The sequence below is a fragment of the Flavobacterium sp. GP15 genome, from assembly GCF_014281985.1.
GTDB lineage: Bacteria > Bacteroidota > Bacteroidia > Flavobacteriales > Flavobacteriaceae > Flavobacterium > Flavobacterium pygoscelis.
This window is the reverse complement of the sequence record NZ_JACFTC010000002.1, coordinates 805,175-824,825: the sequence shown is the minus strand read 5'-3', so window position 1 is coordinate 824,825 and position 19,651 is coordinate 805,175. Positions and strand designations below refer to the sequence as shown.

22 protein-coding genes are annotated in these 19,651 nt (G+C 32.5%); 4 read left to right on the top strand and 18 right to left on the bottom strand.

Features of this window, described 5'->3' with window-relative positions; translation table 11 throughout:
• Positions 1-214: 214 nt before the first annotated feature.
• From ftsY to H2650_RS07835, 13 genes are all read right to left on the bottom strand, one after another.
• Entirely contained in the window at positions 215-1,195 is a 981-nt protein-coding gene (gene ftsY, locus H2650_RS07895; RefSeq protein ID WP_188050243.1) for a signal recognition particle-docking protein FtsY, read from the bottom strand.
• A 128-nt stretch (positions 1,196-1,323) separates the two neighbouring features.
• Positions 1,324-1,476 (bottom strand): DUF4295 domain-containing protein, encoded by a 153-nt coding sequence (locus H2650_RS07890; protein ID WP_121924307.1) that lies wholly within the window; start codon positions 1,474-1,476, stop codon positions 1,324-1,326.
• 76 nt (positions 1,477-1,552) lie between these two features.
• Complete coding sequence (rpmG, locus tag H2650_RS07885; RefSeq protein WP_016988713.1) at positions 1,553-1,735, bottom strand: 50S ribosomal protein L33; 183 nt, start codon at positions 1,733-1,735, stop codon at positions 1,553-1,555.
• Between the two features lie 27 nt (positions 1,736-1,762).
• Complete coding sequence (gene rpmB, locus H2650_RS07880) at positions 1,763-1,999, bottom strand: 50S ribosomal protein L28 (RefSeq protein WP_007805815.1); 237 nt, start codon at positions 1,997-1,999, stop codon at positions 1,763-1,765.
• Positions 2,000-2,074: 75 nt separating this feature from the next.
• The gene (locus tag H2650_RS07875; RefSeq protein WP_188050242.1) at positions 2,075-3,325 is read right to left on the bottom strand and encodes a CinA family nicotinamide mononucleotide deamidase-related protein; all 1,251 of its coding nucleotides are present in this window, start codon (positions 3,323-3,325) and stop codon (positions 2,075-2,077) included.
• A gap of 193 nt (positions 3,326-3,518) precedes the next feature.
• Complete coding sequence (locus H2650_RS07870; protein ID WP_188050241.1) at positions 3,519-3,710, bottom strand: hypothetical protein; 192 nt, start codon at positions 3,708-3,710, stop codon at positions 3,519-3,521.
• A 194-nt stretch (positions 3,711-3,904) separates the two neighbouring features.
• On the bottom strand, positions 3,905-4,249 hold the full coding sequence (locus tag H2650_RS07865; protein ID WP_188050240.1) for an Hpt domain-containing protein: 345 nt from the start codon (positions 4,247-4,249) through the stop codon (positions 3,905-3,907).
• Positions 4,249-4,860: a fumarylacetoacetate hydrolase family protein gene (locus tag H2650_RS07860; RefSeq protein ID WP_188050239.1), complete on the bottom strand. Its 612-nt coding sequence runs from the start codon at positions 4,858-4,860 to the stop codon at positions 4,249-4,251. The genes H2650_RS07865 and H2650_RS07860 overlap by 1 nt, the downstream gene beginning before the upstream one ends.
• Positions 4,861-4,941: 81 nt before the next feature.
• Positions 4,942-5,715 carry a 3'-5' exonuclease gene (locus H2650_RS07855; protein ID WP_188050238.1) on the bottom strand — a complete coding sequence of 258 codons (774 nt, stop codon included), beginning with the start codon at positions 5,713-5,715 and terminating at the stop codon, positions 4,942-4,944.
• Positions 5,716-5,860: 145 nt separating this feature from the next.
• Complete coding sequence (locus tag H2650_RS07850) at positions 5,861-7,162, bottom strand: dihydrolipoamide acetyltransferase family protein (RefSeq protein WP_188050237.1); 1,302 nt, start codon at positions 7,160-7,162, stop codon at positions 5,861-5,863.
• Between the two features lie 84 nt (positions 7,163-7,246).
• Positions 7,247-8,440 (bottom strand): glycosyltransferase family 2 protein, encoded by a 1,194-nt coding sequence (locus H2650_RS07845; RefSeq protein WP_188050236.1) that lies wholly within the window; start codon positions 8,438-8,440, stop codon positions 7,247-7,249.
• 157 nt (positions 8,441-8,597) lie between these two features.
• The gene (locus H2650_RS07840; protein WP_188050235.1) at positions 8,598-9,407 is read right to left on the bottom strand and encodes a 1-acyl-sn-glycerol-3-phosphate acyltransferase; all 810 of its coding nucleotides are present in this window, start codon (positions 9,405-9,407) and stop codon (positions 8,598-8,600) included.
• A gap of 92 nt (positions 9,408-9,499) precedes the next feature.
• Entirely contained in the window at positions 9,500-10,144 is a 645-nt protein-coding gene (locus H2650_RS07835) for a CoA pyrophosphatase (RefSeq protein ID WP_188050234.1), read from the bottom strand.
• Between the two features lie 94 nt (positions 10,145-10,238).
• Here H2650_RS07835 and H2650_RS07830 point away from each other — a divergent pair, with 94 nt between their 5' ends.
• Positions 10,239-10,679, top strand: coding sequence for a DUF4268 domain-containing protein (locus tag H2650_RS07830; protein WP_188050233.1), 441 nt, complete (start codon positions 10,239-10,241; stop codon positions 10,677-10,679).
• Positions 10,680-10,809: 130 nt separating this feature from the next.
• On the opposite strand, the gene H2650_RS07825 is transcribed toward H2650_RS07830, so the two are convergent.
• The 5 genes from H2650_RS07825 to mnmA all read right to left on the bottom strand — a co-directional run bounded on the left by H2650_RS07825 (position 10,810) and on the right by mnmA (position 15,776).
• Positions 10,810-11,415 (bottom strand): hypothetical protein, encoded by a 606-nt coding sequence (locus H2650_RS07825; RefSeq protein ID WP_188050232.1) that lies wholly within the window; start codon positions 11,413-11,415, stop codon positions 10,810-10,812.
• Positions 11,416-11,507: 92 nt separating this feature from the next.
• The gene (locus H2650_RS07820) at positions 11,508-11,918 is read right to left on the bottom strand and encodes a hypothetical protein (protein WP_188050231.1); all 411 of its coding nucleotides are present in this window, start codon (positions 11,916-11,918) and stop codon (positions 11,508-11,510) included.
• Positions 11,919-11,922: 4 nt separating this feature from the next.
• Positions 11,923-12,867: a nitronate monooxygenase family protein gene (locus H2650_RS07815; protein WP_188050230.1), complete on the bottom strand. Its 945-nt coding sequence runs from the start codon at positions 12,865-12,867 to the stop codon at positions 11,923-11,925.
• Between the two features lie 14 nt (positions 12,868-12,881).
• Positions 12,882-14,495, bottom strand: a complete 1,614-nt coding sequence (locus H2650_RS07810) for a S8 family serine peptidase (protein ID WP_188050229.1) — start codon at positions 14,493-14,495, stop codon at positions 12,882-12,884.
• A 93-nt stretch (positions 14,496-14,588) separates the two neighbouring features.
• Entirely contained in the window at positions 14,589-15,776 is a 1,188-nt protein-coding gene (gene mnmA, locus H2650_RS07805; protein WP_188050228.1) for a tRNA 2-thiouridine(34) synthase MnmA, read from the bottom strand.
• Between the two features lie 240 nt (positions 15,777-16,016).
• Between mnmA and H2650_RS07800 the strand changes: the two genes are divergently transcribed.
• The 3 genes from H2650_RS07800 (at position 16,017) to H2650_RS07790 (ending at position 19,582) form a co-directional block, all read left to right on the top strand.
• Positions 16,017-16,391 (top strand): hypothetical protein, encoded by a 375-nt coding sequence (locus H2650_RS07800; RefSeq protein ID WP_223151081.1) that lies wholly within the window; start codon positions 16,017-16,019, stop codon positions 16,389-16,391.
• 119 nt (positions 16,392-16,510) lie between these two features.
• Positions 16,511-17,362: a hypothetical protein gene (locus H2650_RS07795; RefSeq protein ID WP_188050227.1), complete on the top strand. Its 852-nt coding sequence runs from the start codon at positions 16,511-16,513 to the stop codon at positions 17,360-17,362.
• A gap of 222 nt (positions 17,363-17,584) precedes the next feature.
• On the top strand, positions 17,585-19,582 hold the full coding sequence (locus tag H2650_RS07790) for a TonB-dependent receptor (RefSeq protein WP_188050226.1): 1,998 nt from the start codon (positions 17,585-17,587) through the stop codon (positions 19,580-19,582).
• Positions 19,583-19,651: the final 69 nt, after the last annotated feature.

Sequence of the window (19,651 nt, the reverse complement as noted above, 5' to 3'; positions counted from 1 at the left end):
ATGATTTTTTTTTTAAATTTTATGAAACACTACTTTTTCCTAGTTCTGTTAAACAATCCAAAAACAAAAAGCAATACTCCAATTACCATTAATAAATAATATAAATTTACATTAGTATCTTTATTTGAACTGGCTAAAACGAAACAAATAACACTACCAAAATAGAGATACATTGTTGGAATATTTTTTAAAGAAGAAAAATTCATTGTATTATTTATTTAAAAAATGAATCTACAAATTCATATTTATTAAAGACTTGTAAATCTTCAATTCCCTCTCCTACACCAATATATTTCACTGGAATTTTAAATTGATCAGATATTCCTATTACAACCCCACCTTTTGCAGTTCCATCCAGTTTAGTAACTGCTAAACAAGTAACTTCTGTCGCTGCAGTAAATTGCTTGGCTTGTTCAAAAGCATTTTGACCTGTAGAACCATCCAAAACCAATAATACATCATGTGGCGCGTCTTCTACTACTTTTTGCATTACGCGTTTTACCTTAGTCAACTCATTCATTAAGTTCACTTTGTTATGCAAACGTCCTGCAGTATCAATAATTACAATATCTGCATCTTGAGCAACTGCAGATTGTAAAGTATCAAAAGCAACCGAAGCCGGATCACTGCCCATATTTTGTCTTACAATAGGAATACCTACTCTATCTGCCCATATTTGCAATTGATCAATTGCTGCGGCACGAAAAGTATCTGCAGCACCAAGAACTACTTTATAACCTGCTTTTTTGAATTGATAAGCTAATTTACCTATTGTTGTAGTCTTGCCCACTCCGTTTACACCAACAACCATTAAAACGTAAGGCTTAGTTTGAATTGGAATGACAAATTCTGTTGCTTCACCCGAGTTAGTTTCAGATAACAAACTAGCGATTTCTTCTCTTAAAATCTGATTCAGTTCTTCGATACCTAAATATTTATCTGAGGCAACACGATTTTCTATTCGAGTAATAATTTTAAGGGTAGTATTAACACCTACATCTGAAGCAACTAAAATTTCTTCTAGATTGTCTAAAACATCATCATCTACTTTCGATTTACCAGCGATGGCTTTCGATAACTTAGAAAAGAAAGTAGTTTTTGATTTTTCGAGCCCCTTATCTAAGGTTTGCTTTGCTTCTTCGCTAAAGATTGGGTCCTTTTTTTCTGACGAAAATATTCTTTTAAAAAAACTCATTGTATGAATAGTATTAGGAATGAAGTATTTGACTCAAGAGAACAAATACGTTTTCTAACGGTAAATATAGAAAATAAAAAAGCTACTTCCGAAGGAAAGTAGCTTTTCTATATAGTGCTAATTGAATATTATTTCTTTTTCAAGAATTCATCAACTGATTCTGGAGACATAATAGATTCTACGAATGTATATGCACCTGTTTTAGGAGATTTCACCATTTTGATGGCTTTTGATAATCTCTTTGAAGCTGTTTGTAACGATGCTACGGTTTTCTTTGCCATGATTCAAATGTGTATTTAAAATTTTAAAAAAATCTTCAAATGCAAGCATCTGGATTTTTCAGAAAATTTCTAATTATTATTTAATTTCTTTGTGAACTGTTACACGTTTCAAAACTGGATTAAATTTCTTAATCTCCAATCTGTCTGGTGTATTTTTTTTGTTCTTAGTAGTGATGTATCTTGAAGTTCCTGCAACACCTGATGTTTTGTGCTCAGTACATTCTAAAATTACCTGGATTCTATTACCTTTCTTTGCCATCTTGCTATTTTTTTTCTTTGGAAGGGATTATTTAATAAATCCTTCTGACTGCGCTTTTTTCAAAACTGCAGAAATTCCATTTTTATTAATTGTTTTTATCGTAGATGCAGCTACTCTTAGAGTAATCCATCTATCTTCTTCTGGAAGATAAAAACGCTTTTTAACTAAGTTCACAGAAAATTTTCTCTTAGTTTTGTTCATAGCGTGAGAAACGTTATTTCCTACCATCGCTCTTTTACCTGTAAGGTCACAAACTCTTGACATTATACTTATCTTTTATCGTTATTCAAAATCAGGGTGCAAAGAAAAGAAAAATAAACCTATTTACCAACATTATTATTACACATTTTTTAAAATTTCTTTTTGCAAGAGCTCTAAACTTTTAAAAACCGCTCTATCTATCACTTTTTCACGGGGTTGGCCAAAATTAAATTCTTCAACAATTATTTGCGTTGGTGTTGCCAATGCGATAAAAACTGTCCCAAGTTCCGCATCTGAATCTCCTTTTGACGGTCCTGCATTTCCAGTTGTCGCAATCGCATAATCGGTGTTCATTATTTTTTTTACGCTCAAAGCCATCGCAGAAACTACCTCTTTACTAACTACAGAATGTTCTTTTATCAAACTTTCGGAGATTCCTAAAACATTAATTTTAACCTCCGTTGCGTACGAAACAACCGCTCCTTTAAAGTACTGAGAAGAACCAGAAACTGCAGTTAAAACTTCGGCAATTTTACCGCCAGTACAACTTTCGGCAGTAGAGAGCGTTTTGTTTTGTTTTTTAAGTATTCTTCCAATAACAAACTCTATAGTTTCTTCTTCATCAAACCCAACAATAATATCATTGATGATAGCATCCAAAGATTTTATATTTTCTTCCAGCGCTTCTTCTAAACTTTTTTTATCTGTTCCTCGTGCTGATAATCTTAAACGAACTCGACCCAAGGCAGGCAAATAGGCTAATTTTATAAATTCTGGAAGATTATTTTCCCAATCTTCAATACGTTCCGCCACCATACTCTCTCCTTGACCGTAGGTTAGAATTGTTCTATGAATAATGTACGGACGTTTGTACTCTAATACAACCTTAGGTATAATTTGATTTTCTACCAAGTATTTCATTTCAAAAGGAACTCCCGGAAGCGAAATGAATACCGTATTTTTCTTTTTCATCCACATTCCAGGCGCAGTACCTACTTCATTATGAAGCACTGTGCATTTTGACGGAACCAATGCTTGGTCTTTATTCATTTGCGTTATAGGACGCTTATAAAAACCTTCAATGATTTGCGTAACATGAGCGAGAACTTCTGAATTTACTACTAATTCATCTTCAAAATAATCACAGAATGTCTTTTTTGTAACATCATCTTTAGTAGGTCCCAAACCGCCAGTGACAATAACCAAATCTACTTTATTTTGAAGCGCTGCAAACGTGTATAAGATATGATTTTTGTCATCGCTAATCGAAATCATTTCATTGATCTCAACACCAATTTTATCTAATGCTTTTGCGATAAATCCAGAATTTGTGTCGACAATCTGACCTATTAAAATTTCGTCTCCAATCGTAACTATAGTTGCTTTCATTTTGTTTTAAATTTTAAGTGGTGTGAAGAAAAATCAAGTTTAGGAGATTTTATCTAGAATAAAAGATACCATACTAATGATTATTAAAAAAACTATTGCTATCTTACAATACAGATATTGCACTTTCCTTTCTAACCGAAAATCTTGAATTCCTAATGATTCAATAGTGCCAAAATACCCTGCTGTTTTAAAATCAAATCAATCTCATTATTGTTTTTTTTTCTAATATAAAATACCTAATACTTTTTGATATAAATAATCGTTCTGGATCATAGTAATAATCTATTTCCCGACGCTGCAATTCACCTTCAAAAATAATATTATCCTGAAATAAAACATACAACTTAAAATGCTCTTGAAACTTGACGTTTATAGTGTTTGACATTTATAGTTATTGTTTTTTTTGAAACTAATTGAATCAAAAAGAGAAATGTACTCAATAGTACATTTCTCTTTTTTTTGCGTGAGGGATAGTAGTGAAAATCCTTATTTTATGAAGCGATAGCGCAATAAAATAAGATTGCAACGTATAGCCCGACCGTTCTGTAATGAGAATGAAAGAATGGTCACGCCCAACTATTACACATCAAAGTCTTTTTTGATTTCTTTGATCGCTTCTTTTACTTGTGATTTAACACTTTTAAAAGTTTCTTTGATATCTTTCTTTTTACCTTCTGACTTGGTCCAAGCCTCGATTTGAAGAATTTCTTCGAATGCGACATTTAAGCCCATTAAATCTAACGTTGGTTTTATCTTGTGCGCATAAGCATAAGCATGCTTATGGTCTTTCTTTTTAATCCCTTCTTTGATTTGCATTAAATCTTCTGGAACTTCTGTTACAAACAAGGTTAGAATTTCATTTACAAATTCGGGATCATTGTCTGAAAGTGCGTACACTTTTGAAAGGTTGTAATTTATAGCCATTATTTTACTTGTATTCTAAATAGTTGTTGTCCTTCTAAAAAGCCTTCTAAAACGTCATCGGATTTCACAGAGGCAACTCCTTCTGGAGTTCCTGTAAAAATTATATCTCCAATTTTTAATGTAAAAAACTGTGAAACATAAGATATTAACTCGTCAATTTTCCATAACATTAAATTAGAACTACCGATCTGAGCTGTTTCATTGTTTTTCTTCAATTCAAAAGTAATATTTTCTAGGGAATTAAATTGATTTTTCGGTAAAAACTCACCTATAACTGCCGAACCGTCAAATGCTTTCGCTTTTTCCCAAGGCAATCCTTTTGCTTTTAATTGATCTTGTAAATCGCGTGCTGTAAAATCGATTCCAACACTAATTTCTTCGTAATATTTGTGAGCAAATTTAGGTTCGATATACTTTCCTACTTTACTTATTTTGACAATGATTTCAATCTCATGATGTACATCATTGGAAAATTCCGGTATCACAAACGGATGCTGTTTTAACAAAACGGCCGAATCTGGTTTCATAAAAACAACTGGTTCCGTAGGTCTCTCGTTCTTTAACTCTTCTATATGATTGGTATAATTTCTACCGATACAGATTATTTTCATTTTCTATTTTTTAGATCTTAACTGCTATAAATTGGCACTAATCTTTAGTAATTCAAAGCGTGAATAACTTGTTGTTATCAACTACTTTTTGGTGTTTAATTTTCTTAATTTAATGGCTGTCAAAACTTTTTTGGTGTATAACGGAAAATCGGCATTTTGTATCCAACTAAAATAACCAGGTTCGGTTTCTAATACTTTATCCACCTTTACCCCTTTGTGTTTACCAAAAGTAAATACCTCTTCGTTATCTGCATCAAAAGCGATCATTCCTGCAAAGTCAGCAATTTTTTTTCTGGTGGTAAACTCTGATAATGATTTCATGTCGTTTTCCAATTCTGGATAACGATCCAATTGTGCTTTTAGAATTTCGTAAGTCGCCATGGTATCTGCTTCTGCTGAATGCGCGTTTTCAAGCGATTTTCCACAGTAGAATTTAAGCGCTGCACTTAATGTTCGTTCTTCCATTTTATGAAAAACAGTTTGAACATCTACTGAGACTTTTCCTTTCATATCAAAATCTACTCCTGCACGCAACAATTCTTCTGCTAGTAAAGGAATATCAAATCGATCCGAATTAAATCCAGCCAAATCACTGTCTTTAATCATATTATGCACCTGAGAAGCGAGTTCGTTAAAGGTAGGTTCATTCGCTACTTTTTCGTCAGTAATACCATGAACAGCGGTAGTTTGGGCAGGAATTGGAATCGTAGGATTCACCAACCATGTTTTACTTTCTTTATTTCCGTTTGGAAAAACTTTAAATATTGAGATTTCTACAATTCTATCCTTTCCGATATCAATTCCTGTAGTTTCAAGATCGAAAAAGCAAATTGGCTTACTGAGTTTAAGTTCCATTTTTAATTTTTGTATAATTACAAATATAGAAATTTGGGTTTAATTTTATTTAAAGTTTCCCTTTTAAAGTTTAAAAAATCACAAAAACAAAAACCCGACTCATTCTTGAAAACGAGTCGGGTTTAAATTTTATTACTATTCTTTTTTAAAAATCTCTATTCACGTCAAAAGCTTCAAGATATTCTGCTACTCGTTTCACAAAACTTCCTCCTAGCGCTCCATCGACAACTCTATGATCATAACTATGCGATAAAAACATTTTTTGACGAATTCCTATAAAATCACCTTCAGGAGTTTCGATCACTGCTGGCATTTTACGAATAGCTCCAAGAGCAAGAATACCCACTTGAGGTTGATTTAAAATTGGTGTTCCAAAAACACTTCCAAAAGTACCAACATTCGTAACCGTATAGGTTCCTCCTTGCGTATCGTCTGGCTTAAGTTTTCCTGCTTTTGCACGACCACCTAAGTCATTTACGGCTTTTGCCATTCCAACTAAATTTAACTGATCTGCATTTTTGATAACAGGAACAATTAAATTACCGTTAGGCAAAGAAGCTGCCATACCTAGGTTTATATTTTTCTTTTTGATGATAAAATCACCATCAACAGAAATGTTCATTCCAGGATAATCTTTTATTGCTTTTGCAACGGCTTCCATAAAAATTGGAGTATAAGTCAACTTCTCTCCTTCTCTCTTTTCGAAAGCATTTTTATTTTTTTCTCTCCATTTAACAATGTTCGTCACATCAACTTCGATAAAAGACTGTACGTGAGCCGATGTTTGCACAGAAGCGACCATATAACCCGCAATAAGCTTGCGCATTCTATCCATTTCAACTATTTCATCACCACCACTTACAGATACTGGAGCCGCTTTTTGAGCAACTGGAGCCGCAACAGTTTTTGGAGCTGCAACAACTGGAGCTGCAACTACCGGTTGATTAGCTCTATTTTTTACGTATTCTAAAATATCATTTTTAGTAACTCTTCCTTCTTTACCTGTTCCAGAAATTGCAGCTAGTTCGGCCACAGAAACTCCTTCTTCTTTAGCTATATTTTTAACTAAAGGCGATAAGAACTTCTCAGAATCAGAAAAATCAACAGGAGCAGCAACACTTTCTTTTGCAGCTTCGACCATTTTTGTCACTTCAGCTACAGCTGCAGGAGCCGTGGCTTCCTTAACTACAGACACAAGTTCTCCTCCTTCGGTTTCAATTATTGCAATAGTCTGACCTACTTGTACGAGATCATCTTTTCCAAACAATTGCTCAATTAGGATCCCAGAAACTTCACTTGGCACTTCGCTATCCACTTTATCAGTAGCTATTTCAAGTACCGCTTCATCAGCTTCAATCTTATCTCCAACTTGTTTCAACCAATTTGTAATGGTTGCTTCTGCTACACTTTCTCCCATTTTAGGAAGTTTTAATTCAAATCTTGCCATATTATTAACCTAAAAGGTGATTTTGATTTTCAGTTTGCGAAATTACTGAATATTTCAATTATAAATTACATTAAATGCATTTTTTTACGGTATTTTAATAACCTCGCCTCTTTCATTACTATTGTTGCTTCCTATTAAAAAATTAGCGTTTTTAGGTATAATTTTAAAGGTAAATCCTTTATTTCTTGCAGATTCAAGAAATTCAATACTTTCTTTAAAAGAAATAAAATTAGTATCTAAAATAATTTCAGGTCGTTCTTCAGTGTTTATTGAAGACGAAATTACCGCTTTTTCTTTTTTTAAATCATAAAAAGTCACTTTATTTTGTAAAATAGAATTCAATTTATCCAATAATTCTGAAGAGTAAGAATACAAAAGAAAGGATTTTGGTTTAGCCTTATTTTTAAGTTGCTCTTTATTTTTTTTTGAAAACGAAAATAGCAATATTCCAGTCTTCATGAAAAGATTAAAAATAACAGATCCAAAAATATTAGCACTAAAATGTTTTTTATAAAAGTAGTACATCGCTTGTTGAAAACGTTTCATATAAGTACCATCTTTTATTGTGCTTTCTCCTTTATAATGAATTACAGAAGTTTCGTGAAAATAATAATTTGACTTTCCTTTTTTTGCAATTACGTAAGAAAGATCGATATCATCTGAATACATAAAGCAGTTCTCATCAAATCCGCCAACTTCTACATACAAATTTCTTTTCATCAACATAAAAGCGCCAACTAATACATCTACTTTTCCTGTTTGATTTTCATCTAAATGTTCGGCATAATACCTCCCTAATAACTTTGATTTTGGTACTATTTTATACAAACCCATAATTTTGGTAAAAGCTACCCAAGGAGTTGGAACACCACGTTTACTTTCGGGCAAAAATTGTCCAGCGCCATCAATCAGTTTACATCCTATAATTCCTGTTGTATCAATAGAATCTAAAGTATCTAGTGACCGAGCAAAACCCAAAATTTTAGAAAAAGTATCCTCAGCTACGACAGTATCTGGATTAAGAATACAAATATAATCTCCTTTTGCAGGAGCGACACCTAGATTATTTCCTTTAGAAAAACCTAGATTCTCCTTATTCTGAATGAGCTTTATATGTGGAAAAAGCTCCTTTAGCATTGCGCAGCTATCATCCTGCGAATTATTATCAACCACAATAATTTCGCTATCGATTTCTAAAAGCGCATTTTGTACGCTTAACAAACAGAGTTCAAGAAAATAACGAACATTATAATTAAGAATAATGACAGATAACTGCATTTTAAAACATAGATTTAAACTTGATAAAAGAGAAAGCTACAATAATATAGTATTAAAAAAGCAGCAAATAAGCGCTTGCAATTTAGCATTAAGAATGAGTCAAATAGATCAAAATTGATGTTGTTTTTTCTACCAATTTATTACAATTATTCAAACATTAATATTCCCACTGACGCGTTTTGTTTAATTCTTCTTGTTCTTTGATAATTTCAGCTGGAATTACTTTTAGAAATGAGCAATGTTGTTCAATTGCATATTCTACTTTCTCTACAATTTCATCAATGGTATCGTTATCGTAATCAATATCTAAAGGTTCTTTGATGATAAAAGATTGAAGAATTCCTTTCTTTTTCATTCGCAATCCTTTTTTATCAAACGAGCGACGAAAGCCATCAATTACTATAGGTACAACGATGGGTCTGTGCTGTTTTATAATATGTGCAGTTCCTTTGCGAACAGGTTTAAAAGACTTTGTCGTTCCTTGAGGAAAAGTAATTACCCAACCGTCATTTAGGGCTATTTTTATGTTTTCGGTATCGTCCGGATTAATGTCTTTTTTTTCTTTTACATCTACTCCTTTTGCGCGCCAAGTTCGTTCTACTGATATAGCTCCTGCGTATGCCATTATTCTTGGTAATAATCCAGCACGCATTGTTTCTTTAGCCGCAACATAATAAATATTCATCTTAGGTTGCCACAGATAACATACGTTTTTAATGGTATCATCTCGACCACTAAGACTTGCATTAAAAACATGAAACATAGCCACAACATCAGCAAAATAAGTCTGGTGATTGGAAATAAAAAGCACGTTGGTTTCTGGTAAATCTCTTATAATTTCTGAACCTTCAATTTGCAATTCATTGAATCCTCTATATCTTTTGTGCGTAATTGCCCCAAAAATTCGAATTAACCATTTTTTTATAAATAATATATGTCCGAAAGGATTTCGTTTAAACAATCCCATAAATTTATTAATTTTTAAAAATTTAATTTACAATATTACGAAAATAATACTTGATGACTTTTACCAGTACGAATAATAATTAGAAATCAAATTTACGATTTCAAAACCCCATTCAAAACATCTTTTAATTCGCTTAACATCATTGCTGTTGCACCCCAGACAATATGATTTTCAATTTTAAAAGCTGGAATGTTAATGTTCTCAGAATAAGAAGTTTTAACATTTGTATTTACAACTATACTCTCACTCAAAAAAACGGACAATGGCAGTTCGATAATATCGGCAACTTCTGAAGGTTCTTGAATAAAGGTGAGTTCTTCTTTACTAATTCCCAAAAAAGGGTGAACCATAAAGTTACTCGGCGGAATATACAATTGAGTAAATGCTTTTACAATTTCAATTTTTGCAGGTAGAACACCAATTTCTTCTTGCGTTTCTCTAAGCGCTGTAAAAGCAAAATCAGGATCATCTATTTCATATTTCCCGCCTGGAAATGCAATTTGTGCCGAATGTACGCCTTTATAAGAGTTCCGAACTATAAGTACAAGATGAGGAATTCCTTGTTTAGGATAAAAAAGCATCATTACGGCAGCAATTCTAGCATCAGCAGTTTTTAAATCAAGGTTTTGTAAATCTTTTAAACGTTCTAAAGGTGCCATTTTCTTATGCGCCTCAAATGCAGGAAGTGGTACATCAATTAATTTGGGAACAAACTGTAAAAATTCTTGAAAATCCATAATCAAAGTCTATTTTTGCAAATTGAAATTTAATTCTAAAAGTAGTTAGAAAATAAATTTACACCAATTTTCTAACATCAAAATTTAATTTATAATGTATAGCAAAGAAGAAACTCAACGATTAAAACGCGAATTCTGGATTGAATTTGCCCAAAAATATCCTCGCAAATGGGTTTTGTATGATACTAAAATTAAAGATTTCTCTTTTAAATTTTATGTTGACAATAAAAAAGCTCAGGTTTTAATAGACATTGAACATCGAAATGATGAAAAAAGAATTGCCTATTTTGAGAAACTAGAAGCGCTAAAAAACATTCTTGAAGACGAATTTATCAAAGATTTAGTTTTCGAAAAAGAACACACCTTGGAAAGCGGAAAGACCATTAGTCGTATTTGGGTAGAAAAATTAGGTGTTGGTGTTAGTAATAGAAAATACTGGGATGAAATTTTTGAATTTTACAACGATAAAATGAATGCCCTTGAATCCTTTTATTTGGAATACGACTCCTTTATTAAAGATATAGAGATTTTATAAAAAAGAAAATCATCTTGGCGCTTTACGTATGTTGCAAGCTTCGGTACTGCGTATTTTCTGACAAAATACAACTTCTTGCGAAAGATAAACGTCAATTATGCACTTTTCTCTCAATAGAGCAAAACGGCTGTTAGCGGATATTGCTTTTAAATTGCTGAATTTCATCATAATCATTAATTGCTAAAATATCTATTAAGTGAAGCCAGCGGATTTTTCCTTCTTTGTAGTAATTTACTAACTGTTTTTCGGCAATTTTAATTTCATTTTTTACATTTTGCTCAAAATAAATGGTAATGGTTTCATTTTCATTTTCCATTATGATTCGTAAAACATTTCCTACTCCATTCGATAAAGCGTTGTCGTATTCAGTTTTACCTGTCGGTTTCCATTTCCCCTTATAATCTCCTGCGTATATTTCTATTTTTTTAATTTTTTCAATTTCATATTCGATTTTGTCTACTTTAATTTTATTTTCGTGAAATTCAATCGTTCCTTCAAAATACCCTTTTAACTTTTCATACTTAAATTGGACAAAAAGTTTTATAAAAATTCCGCTTAAAACTAAAAGGCAAGCAATAATTCCAAATGTAGCAGCGAAGGTTGTATTAATATTTATGTTCTTAAATAGTATTCCAATTAGGCTTGGACAAACAAATAGTAATGCTAAAGTATTAATTATAAAACTTCTTCCGATATATAATTTATCAACTTTATTAAAGATTTTAAATTCTACCATTTCATAAATTTTCTTATTATTCGGTGTGCTTTTTTAGCATTTCAGCTATTTCAGGCTTGGAATGGAAGATTTTCTTTTCAATTTATTGTCAATTACATATTAAAAATAGTGTACATAATAATGCTATTACCATAATTTATGTACAATTGCTTTCTGTTTTTCTGTTTTTTTCTTGTAATTATAGACAGTGTACAATCGACTCCTTCATTGTCTTTACAAGTAAACGTATATACTAAATCAGTATCATTTTCTTCTTTAGGCAAATAATCTACAATTTCAAAAAGTTGAATAATTTGAGAGTAAACTACAATTCTACTTTTATTGGTATCTAAAGTAACTAAGATATTGACTGGACTTAAATCCGACCATTTACCCCATTTTCCTTTTTCATTTTTTTCTAAAACACTAAATCCTGCTGTTTTAAACTTATAATTCTGTGAATAGGAATGCTGCAATCCTAACATTAGAAAAAGAATAACAATGTATGTTTGTATTTTACTCATTTTTTTAAAATTGAAAATTAACAATCTCTTTTCTGGCAGTTTCAAAATCAGAAATCATTTCCTGAATAATTTCAGCAGCCGGTTTTATTTCTCGAATAATTCCCGCTATTTGTCCTATTTCTAATTCTCCTTCAACTAAATCTCCTTCAAACATTCCTCTTTTGGATCTTGCTCTTCCTAACAAAGTTTGCAATTCTTCTTTCGTCGTTCCTTTTTGATATAAATCCTGAACGTCATGGTAAAACTTATTTTTAATCAACCTAACGGGAGCAAGCTCTTTTAATGTCAATTGAGTTCCACCTTCAGAAACCTCGATAATGGTCTCCTTAAAATTTTGATGTGCGGATGATTCTACAGAAGCAGCAAATCTGCTACCAACTTGTACGCCATCAGCACCTAAAGTCATTACCGCCAACATACCACGGCCAGAACCTATACCACCAGCAGCAATTAATGGAATTTTAATTTTTTCTTTTACCATTGGAATCAAGGTTAAAGTAGTGGTTTCTTCGCGCCCATTATGACCTCCAGCTTCGAATCCCTCAGCAACAATTGCATCTACTCCAGCATCCTGAGCTTTTAATGCAAATAAAGAACTACTCACAACATGCACCACTGTAATACCATTTTCTTTCAAAAAAGAAGTCCATGTTTTAGGATTTCCAGCAGAGGTAAAAACAATTTTAACGCCTTCCTCGACAATAATTTTCATTATTTCTTCGACATTAGGATACAACATAGGAACATTTACCCCAAAAGGTTGAGTAGTTGCTTTTTTACATTTTTGAATGTGTTCTCGCAAGACTTCAGGATACATAGAGCCGGCACCTATCAATCCTAAACCACCTGCATTACTCACAGCACTTGCTAATTTATAACCACTATTCCAGATCATTCCTCCTTGAATGATTGGATATTTAATTTTGAAAAGTTCGGTGATTTTATTCATCTACTATTAAGCTATTACTTTTTAAATATTTTTCCGTTTTTAGAAAAATCAACTGATTCCATTTTATAAAGATACATTCCTTTTTCGAGCGATTTTAATGAAATCGAAGCGGATTCTTGGCTAACTTGTTGTTCTAAAACTTTCTTTCCCGCGAGCGAATAGATAAAAATAGTTCCTTTTTTAAATATTTCAGGCAAAGAAATCACAACAAAATCACTAGTCGGATTAGGATAAACAATAAAAGAGTCATTTGATACAGAGGTTGAATCATTTGCCGTATTGATAGCCAATTGAAAATTGGGAATTCCATATCCATATTGATTGTTGGGCTTTAAGAACTGATCCGAGGACTTGAGTATTAAATCCCTAATTTGTTGGTTTGTCTTTTCGGGAAAAGCTTGCCATAAACACGCTACCATTCCTGCCATTACAGGTCCCGAAAAAGAGGTGCCGTTTGCTGTTACAATGTTACCAAAAGCATCAGATACTACTGTAGCTTGACCTTGTGCCATTACTTCAGGCTTAATCCTACCATCAAAAGCAGGGCCTATTGAACTAAATGAAGCTCTATTTTTAGATGAATTTACGGCACCCACTGAAAGTACCGAAATTGCATCTGCAGGAATAGAAATATAAGGGTCTGATGTACCACCGGAATTACCTGCCGAAGCAACAACAATCATACCTTTACTAAACGCAATTTCTGCACCACGAGACATAAATGAGGTAGCTCCATTCATATCTTTATAAGCATAATTATACGCTTTATTATCAAATTCAAAATATCCTAAAGAAGTAGTAATAATATCAACACCTAAACTATCTGCTTTTTCTGCAGCTTCAACCCAAAGTGATTCTTCTACAGGATTTTCTGAAGTATCATCTTCGGTTATAAACAAATAATAAGAAGCATCCGGCGCAGTTCCTACTAACGAATTCTCTTTATAACCGCCCATTGTTGACAGCACAGAAGTTCCGTGAGAAACACCGTTATAGAAGTCATTATCTCTTGAAACAAAATTATAACCTCCTAAAATTTGATTGTTATCTCGTAATCTTTTAAAAGGTTGCGTGGTGTTTACTCCTGGAAAACCAGCATCCATAACGGCAATAATTTTACCAGAACCCGTATGATTTAATTGATGTAAAACATCCCCATTGAGCATTTTTATTTGATTGAAAGAGGAACCGTATGCATAGTCAATTTTTGAACTTTTAGTTTTACTTGCTGATTTGATTTTATTATTCTTAGCTATTTTTCCCGTCTGATTTAATGTCTTATCCGCAAAGTCAATTTTACTAACGAAAGAGAGCTGAGTCAATGTATTGATATCTGCCTGCGAACCGCGAACATGAATAGCATTCAACCATTTTGATTTTGCCATGACCGTAATTCCTGAACTTGCTTTAACAGAATTAATAAAAGAGGCTTCTATTGGAATGTCTTTAAAATCTAAAGCTATCTTTTGATTTGATCTTCTTTCTAAGGCTCTTTGAGAAAGCATTTTGGAAGGCGAATCAAAATAAATTTGAGCATTGCTCTTCGCATTAAAATAAACCCAAGCATCTTGTTGAGAAAAACTAGAAACTGTAACTACGAAAAATAGGAATAGATAAAATTTTCTCATAAACTGCTCGATTTTTATTTTTTTAAATAGGATCGTTATCGTTACAATCTACCAATTATTATATTTTTTAAATAGTACTTTAAAATTATAACGCTAAGAAATAACGCCTGAACCGATCAATTCATCTTCTAAATACCAAGCTGCAAATTGTCCTTCTGTTATTGCGGATTGTGGTTCCTCAAAAGCAATGTACATTTGGTTTTCAAACTGGTATAAAGTAGCTTTTTGCAACAGTTGTCTGTATCTAATTCGAACCATATATTCAGCACTTTCTCCATTGGCTAAAGCCAAATCTTTACGAATCCAATGTACTTCGTCTTTTTCTATACGCAACACTTTCTTGAATAATCCAGGATGCATACTTGTTAATCCTGTATAAATTGTATTGGTTTCAACATTCGTCGCAATAATAAATAACGGATCCGTTGTACCACCAACATTTAATCCTTTACGTTGCCCAATTGTAAAATAATGAGCACCTTGATGTTTTCCTACCACTTTACCCATTTCAGGAGTGTAAGGCAGTTTTTGAGCGGCTGTATTTAATTCTTCTTCAAGAGTTAAACCAACTTGTTTTTCTACACTGTAAATAGGATCGTTTTTATCTATTTGAATAATAATGCCGTCTTTTGGTTGTAGTTTTTGTTGCAAAAACTCTGGCAAACGCACTTTACCTATAAAACATAATCCTTGGGAATCTTTTTTCTCAGCCGTAATCAAATCCATTTGCGCAGCAATTTCTCGTACTTCTGGCTTGGTTAATTCACCAATAGGAAATAGTGATTTTGCTAATTGCTCTTGCGATAATTGACACAAAAAATAAGACTGATCTTTGTTGACATCGGCACCTGCTTTAAGCTGATAAACCGTTTCTCCATTTACATCAATCTCTGTTTTTCTGCAGTAATGTCCGGTAGCCACATAATCGGCACCCAGACTTAAAGCAATTTTCATAAAAACATCAAATTTTATTTCACGGTTACAAAGTACATCAGGGTTTGGAGTTCTCCCTTTTTCGTACTCGTTAAACATATAGTCGACGATTTTCTCTTTGTATTCTTCGCTTAAATCAACTGTTTGAAATGGAATCCCTAACTTTTCTGCTACTAATAATGCATCATTACTATCCTCTAACCACGGGCATTCGTTAGAAATAGTCACTGAATCGTCATGCCAATTCTTCATAAAAAGACCAATAACTTCATATCCTTGTTGTTGCAACAAATAAGCTGCAACACTTGAATCTACTCCTCCTGAAAGTCCTACAACAACACGCTTCATCTTCAAAAAATTATATTTTAATAAGGGCACAAAGTTACAAATATTTAAAATAGAAAAAGAGTCGGAATAAAGAACGATACAATCTTTTTTTTAATTTCAAAATAGAAGTATCAGTAGCTTTTTAAAAAATACAATTCAAAAATTTCAGAAATAATTTAAAACAAAAAACCTTCATAATTTAATTTCTGAATATGATAAAAGTCATACAAATTGAACCCTACACGGCGGTATCTTTGTTTAGTGAAAAAAGCAGTACTCATATTAGCCTTACTCTTACTTCTAAAACCAGTACTACCGGTTATAGATTATGTTGTTAATTATGATTATATCTCAAAAGTACTTTGCGTTAATAAAGATCGTCCTAAAATACACTGCAACGGAAAATGCCATTTAATGAAAGAATTGGCTAAAAATTCCGAAAGTGAAAACCCGATTTCTAATAATAAAAAAATCACTTCTCAAGAAACTGTAGTCGTGTTTTTTCAAGAGATTAATTCATTTGTAATTACACCACTTTATTTTCTTAAAACTAAAAGAGCAATAAGTAATTATTCTAATTTGTATTCTTATAAAAACATTGCTGTTGTTTTTCACCCACCTACCGTAATTTCATAAATTTTAAAAAAGTGCAGTTCTTCGACAGATTTATAAAATCTGCTAGAGCGTGCGGTTCCTCTTGTTTGAAAGAAAAATTCTTTTCAAACTGATTCCTTATAAACTTAAATAAAAATAAAATGAAATTTCAATTAAAAAATATAGCCCTTCTTTTGATTACCGCAATCACTTTTTCTTCCTGTACAAATGATAATGAAACCCCTTTTGTAGCCAATGAATTGCAAGGGATAACAAAGATTCAAGAAATTACAAACGACACTCATATTGTAGAATTATATTCCGCTACAGGAAGTTTACAACAAGGATACAACGCCATTTCTCTTCGAATTAAAAATAAAATAACTAATGCATACGAAAAAAATGCAACCATTATTTGGGCTCCATTAATGCAAATGACAACTAAATCTCATGCTTGTCCTTATTCTGCCGTTGCAAAAACAGTTGGAAAAGAAACTTTATATAATGGCTATATTGTTTTTCAGATGGCCGAAAACACTATGGAACATTGGTCATTAACCGTAAATTATACTATAAATGGTGTTGCATTTACAGCAAACAAACAAATTAGCGTTCCTGCTTCCGCGAAGCAAAGAGTTACTACTTTTACAGGAACAGATGGTACCAAATACATTGTAGCACTAATTGATCCTGTAACCCCAAAAGTAGCTACAAACGACATGACTGTTGGTGTTTTTAAAATGGAAACTATGTTGTTATTTCCTGTAGTTGATGGTTTTAAAGTAAAAATTGACCCAAGAATGCCAAGTATGTCAAATCACGGATCGCCTAATAATATTGATTTGACACAATCAATTGCAGACAAGTTATATCATGGAAAATTATCATTGACCATGACGGGCTACTGGAAAATTAATCTGCAACTTTTGAATGCTAATAACGAAGTTTTGAAAGGGGAAGCAATTACAGATTTAGTTCCTGCAAGTAGCATTTACTTTGAAGTCGAATTCTAAAAAACCTCATCCGTTTAAAAAGCACGATTCAAATTTATTTTACTTAGACAAATTTGCCACCATTTTTTGATTTTAATTTAATTAAAGTTACAAACTATTATTTGTGCCTTAGTGTCGTTATGGCAAAATAAAAACAATACAATTACAAATCGTGGTAAGAATTTTTTCTTAAATCAAAAAGACCAAAAATCAACTTTTGGTCTTTTTATTAACCTTTTCAATATGAAAAAGATAATACTTCTGATGGTTTTACAATGTTTAGCCACAGTTTCGATTTACGCCCAAGAACAAACAAAAGATACTATTACTCCAAAGGATTTAAATGAAGTTATTGTAATTGGTAAAAAGGCAGAATTAAGTCAAAAACAAGCCAAACCATTAGCCACAATAGACGAATATTTACAACAATCTGGCAAAATCGAAATGATCAAAAGAGGTAGTTATGCTTGGGAACCAATGATCAATAACATGGCGACCGAACGAACTTTAATCACAATTGATGGGATGCGCATTTTTGGTGCTTGCACGGATAAAATGGATCCAATTACTTCTTACATCGAAGTTTCTAATTTAGCAGAGGCAACTATAAAATCAGGACAACAAGGCGCTTGTCATGGCGCTACAATTGGTGGCGCGATCGATTTAAAAAGAAACCGAAGTAATTTTGCCGACTTGGGTTGGAAAGCAAGTGTAAACACAGGTTATGAAACCAATAACAATCAGAAAATCTTGGGAACAGCCATTAATTATGTCAATAAATCCTTTTATATAGATACCGATTTTATGTATCGTGATGCTGACAATTATAAAGCTGGTAACAATCAAGAAGTATTGTTTTCGCAATATCGAAAATTCAATATTTCGACCACTTCTGGTTTTCTTTTCAATAAAAACAAACTCATCGAAGGATCGATTATCTATGATAAAGCTACTGATGTAGGTTACCCAGCACTTCCTATGGATGTTTCTTTGGCGGAAGCTTTAATCACCTCACTGAAATTTGAGTATGCTCCAAAATCAGCTAGAATAGATAAATGGGAAACTAAATTATATTACAATACCATTACCCATAGAATGGATGATACCAAACGTCCCGCAGTGCCTATTCACATGGATATGCCAGGTTGGAGTGATACGTATGGATTTTATTCGAAAGCAAAAGGAGTCCTGGATAAGCATCATTTTACAGCCGATTTAAATTCGTTTTATAATCGCTCTATTGCCGAAATGACGATGTATCCTACAGATCCAAACGAAAACTTGATGTTCATGTTTACTTGGCCTGATGTACGAACTTTTTACGGAAGTTTATTTTTAGAAGACAACATCGTTTTGAATACTAATTCGAGTTTAAAATTCTCCGGAAGCTTAGCAAACCATTTCAATAAAGTGGCAGATCAATTGGGTTTAGAAAGTTTACAGATTTTTTATCCTACAATGAAGGATAGCAAAAGCCGAATTTTGAAAAGTATTTCCTCTAATTATTCATACACCAAAAATGGTTTTGGATATGGTTTTGGATTGGCTTATGGCGAACGTGCTCCATCGGTTTCAGAAGGATATAGTTTCTATTTATTTAACAGTTTTGACCGCTATGATTACATTGGAAATCCAGGGCTAAAAAATGAAAGTTCAATAGAAGGAAATACTTCTTTGGGTTATGCCAACAAAAAATTCTCAGCAAAACTAACCTCTTCTTACTTTCATATTTCAAATTATATTATTGGAAAACCAGATGCAACACTTATTCCTATGACTATTGGCGGCAGTGGTGTAAAAATTTACACGGCTTTAGAGTATGCAACTATTTTCAACACTGATTTGAATTTGGAATACCAAATAAACGATCGTTTTAAAGCAAAAGGGCAATTGGTGTACAATTACGGAAAAGACTTTGAAGATAAAAATTTACCCTTCATCAGTCCGTTGCGTTATTCCGCTACTTTAAATTATAAAAGGAATCAGTTTTCCTCAGAAATTATGGTACAAGGAAATGCTACACAAACACAATACAGTCCTTTTTATGGTGAAGACCGTACACCAGATTATGCTGTTTTAAATATAGCAACTAGTTATTTATTTGTAGTTGATGGAAGCAAATTGAATGTAAAAGCGGGAATCGAAAATATATTAGATACTTATTATTCTACGTTCTCCGATTGGAATTCTATTCCTAGAAAAGGAAGAAACTTCTTTTTGAATGTCACTTTCTCGTATTAATAACTTTATGAACTTAAAGAAATTCAAATGGTTTACAGCAACTCTTTCTTATGCCAAATTGCACAATTT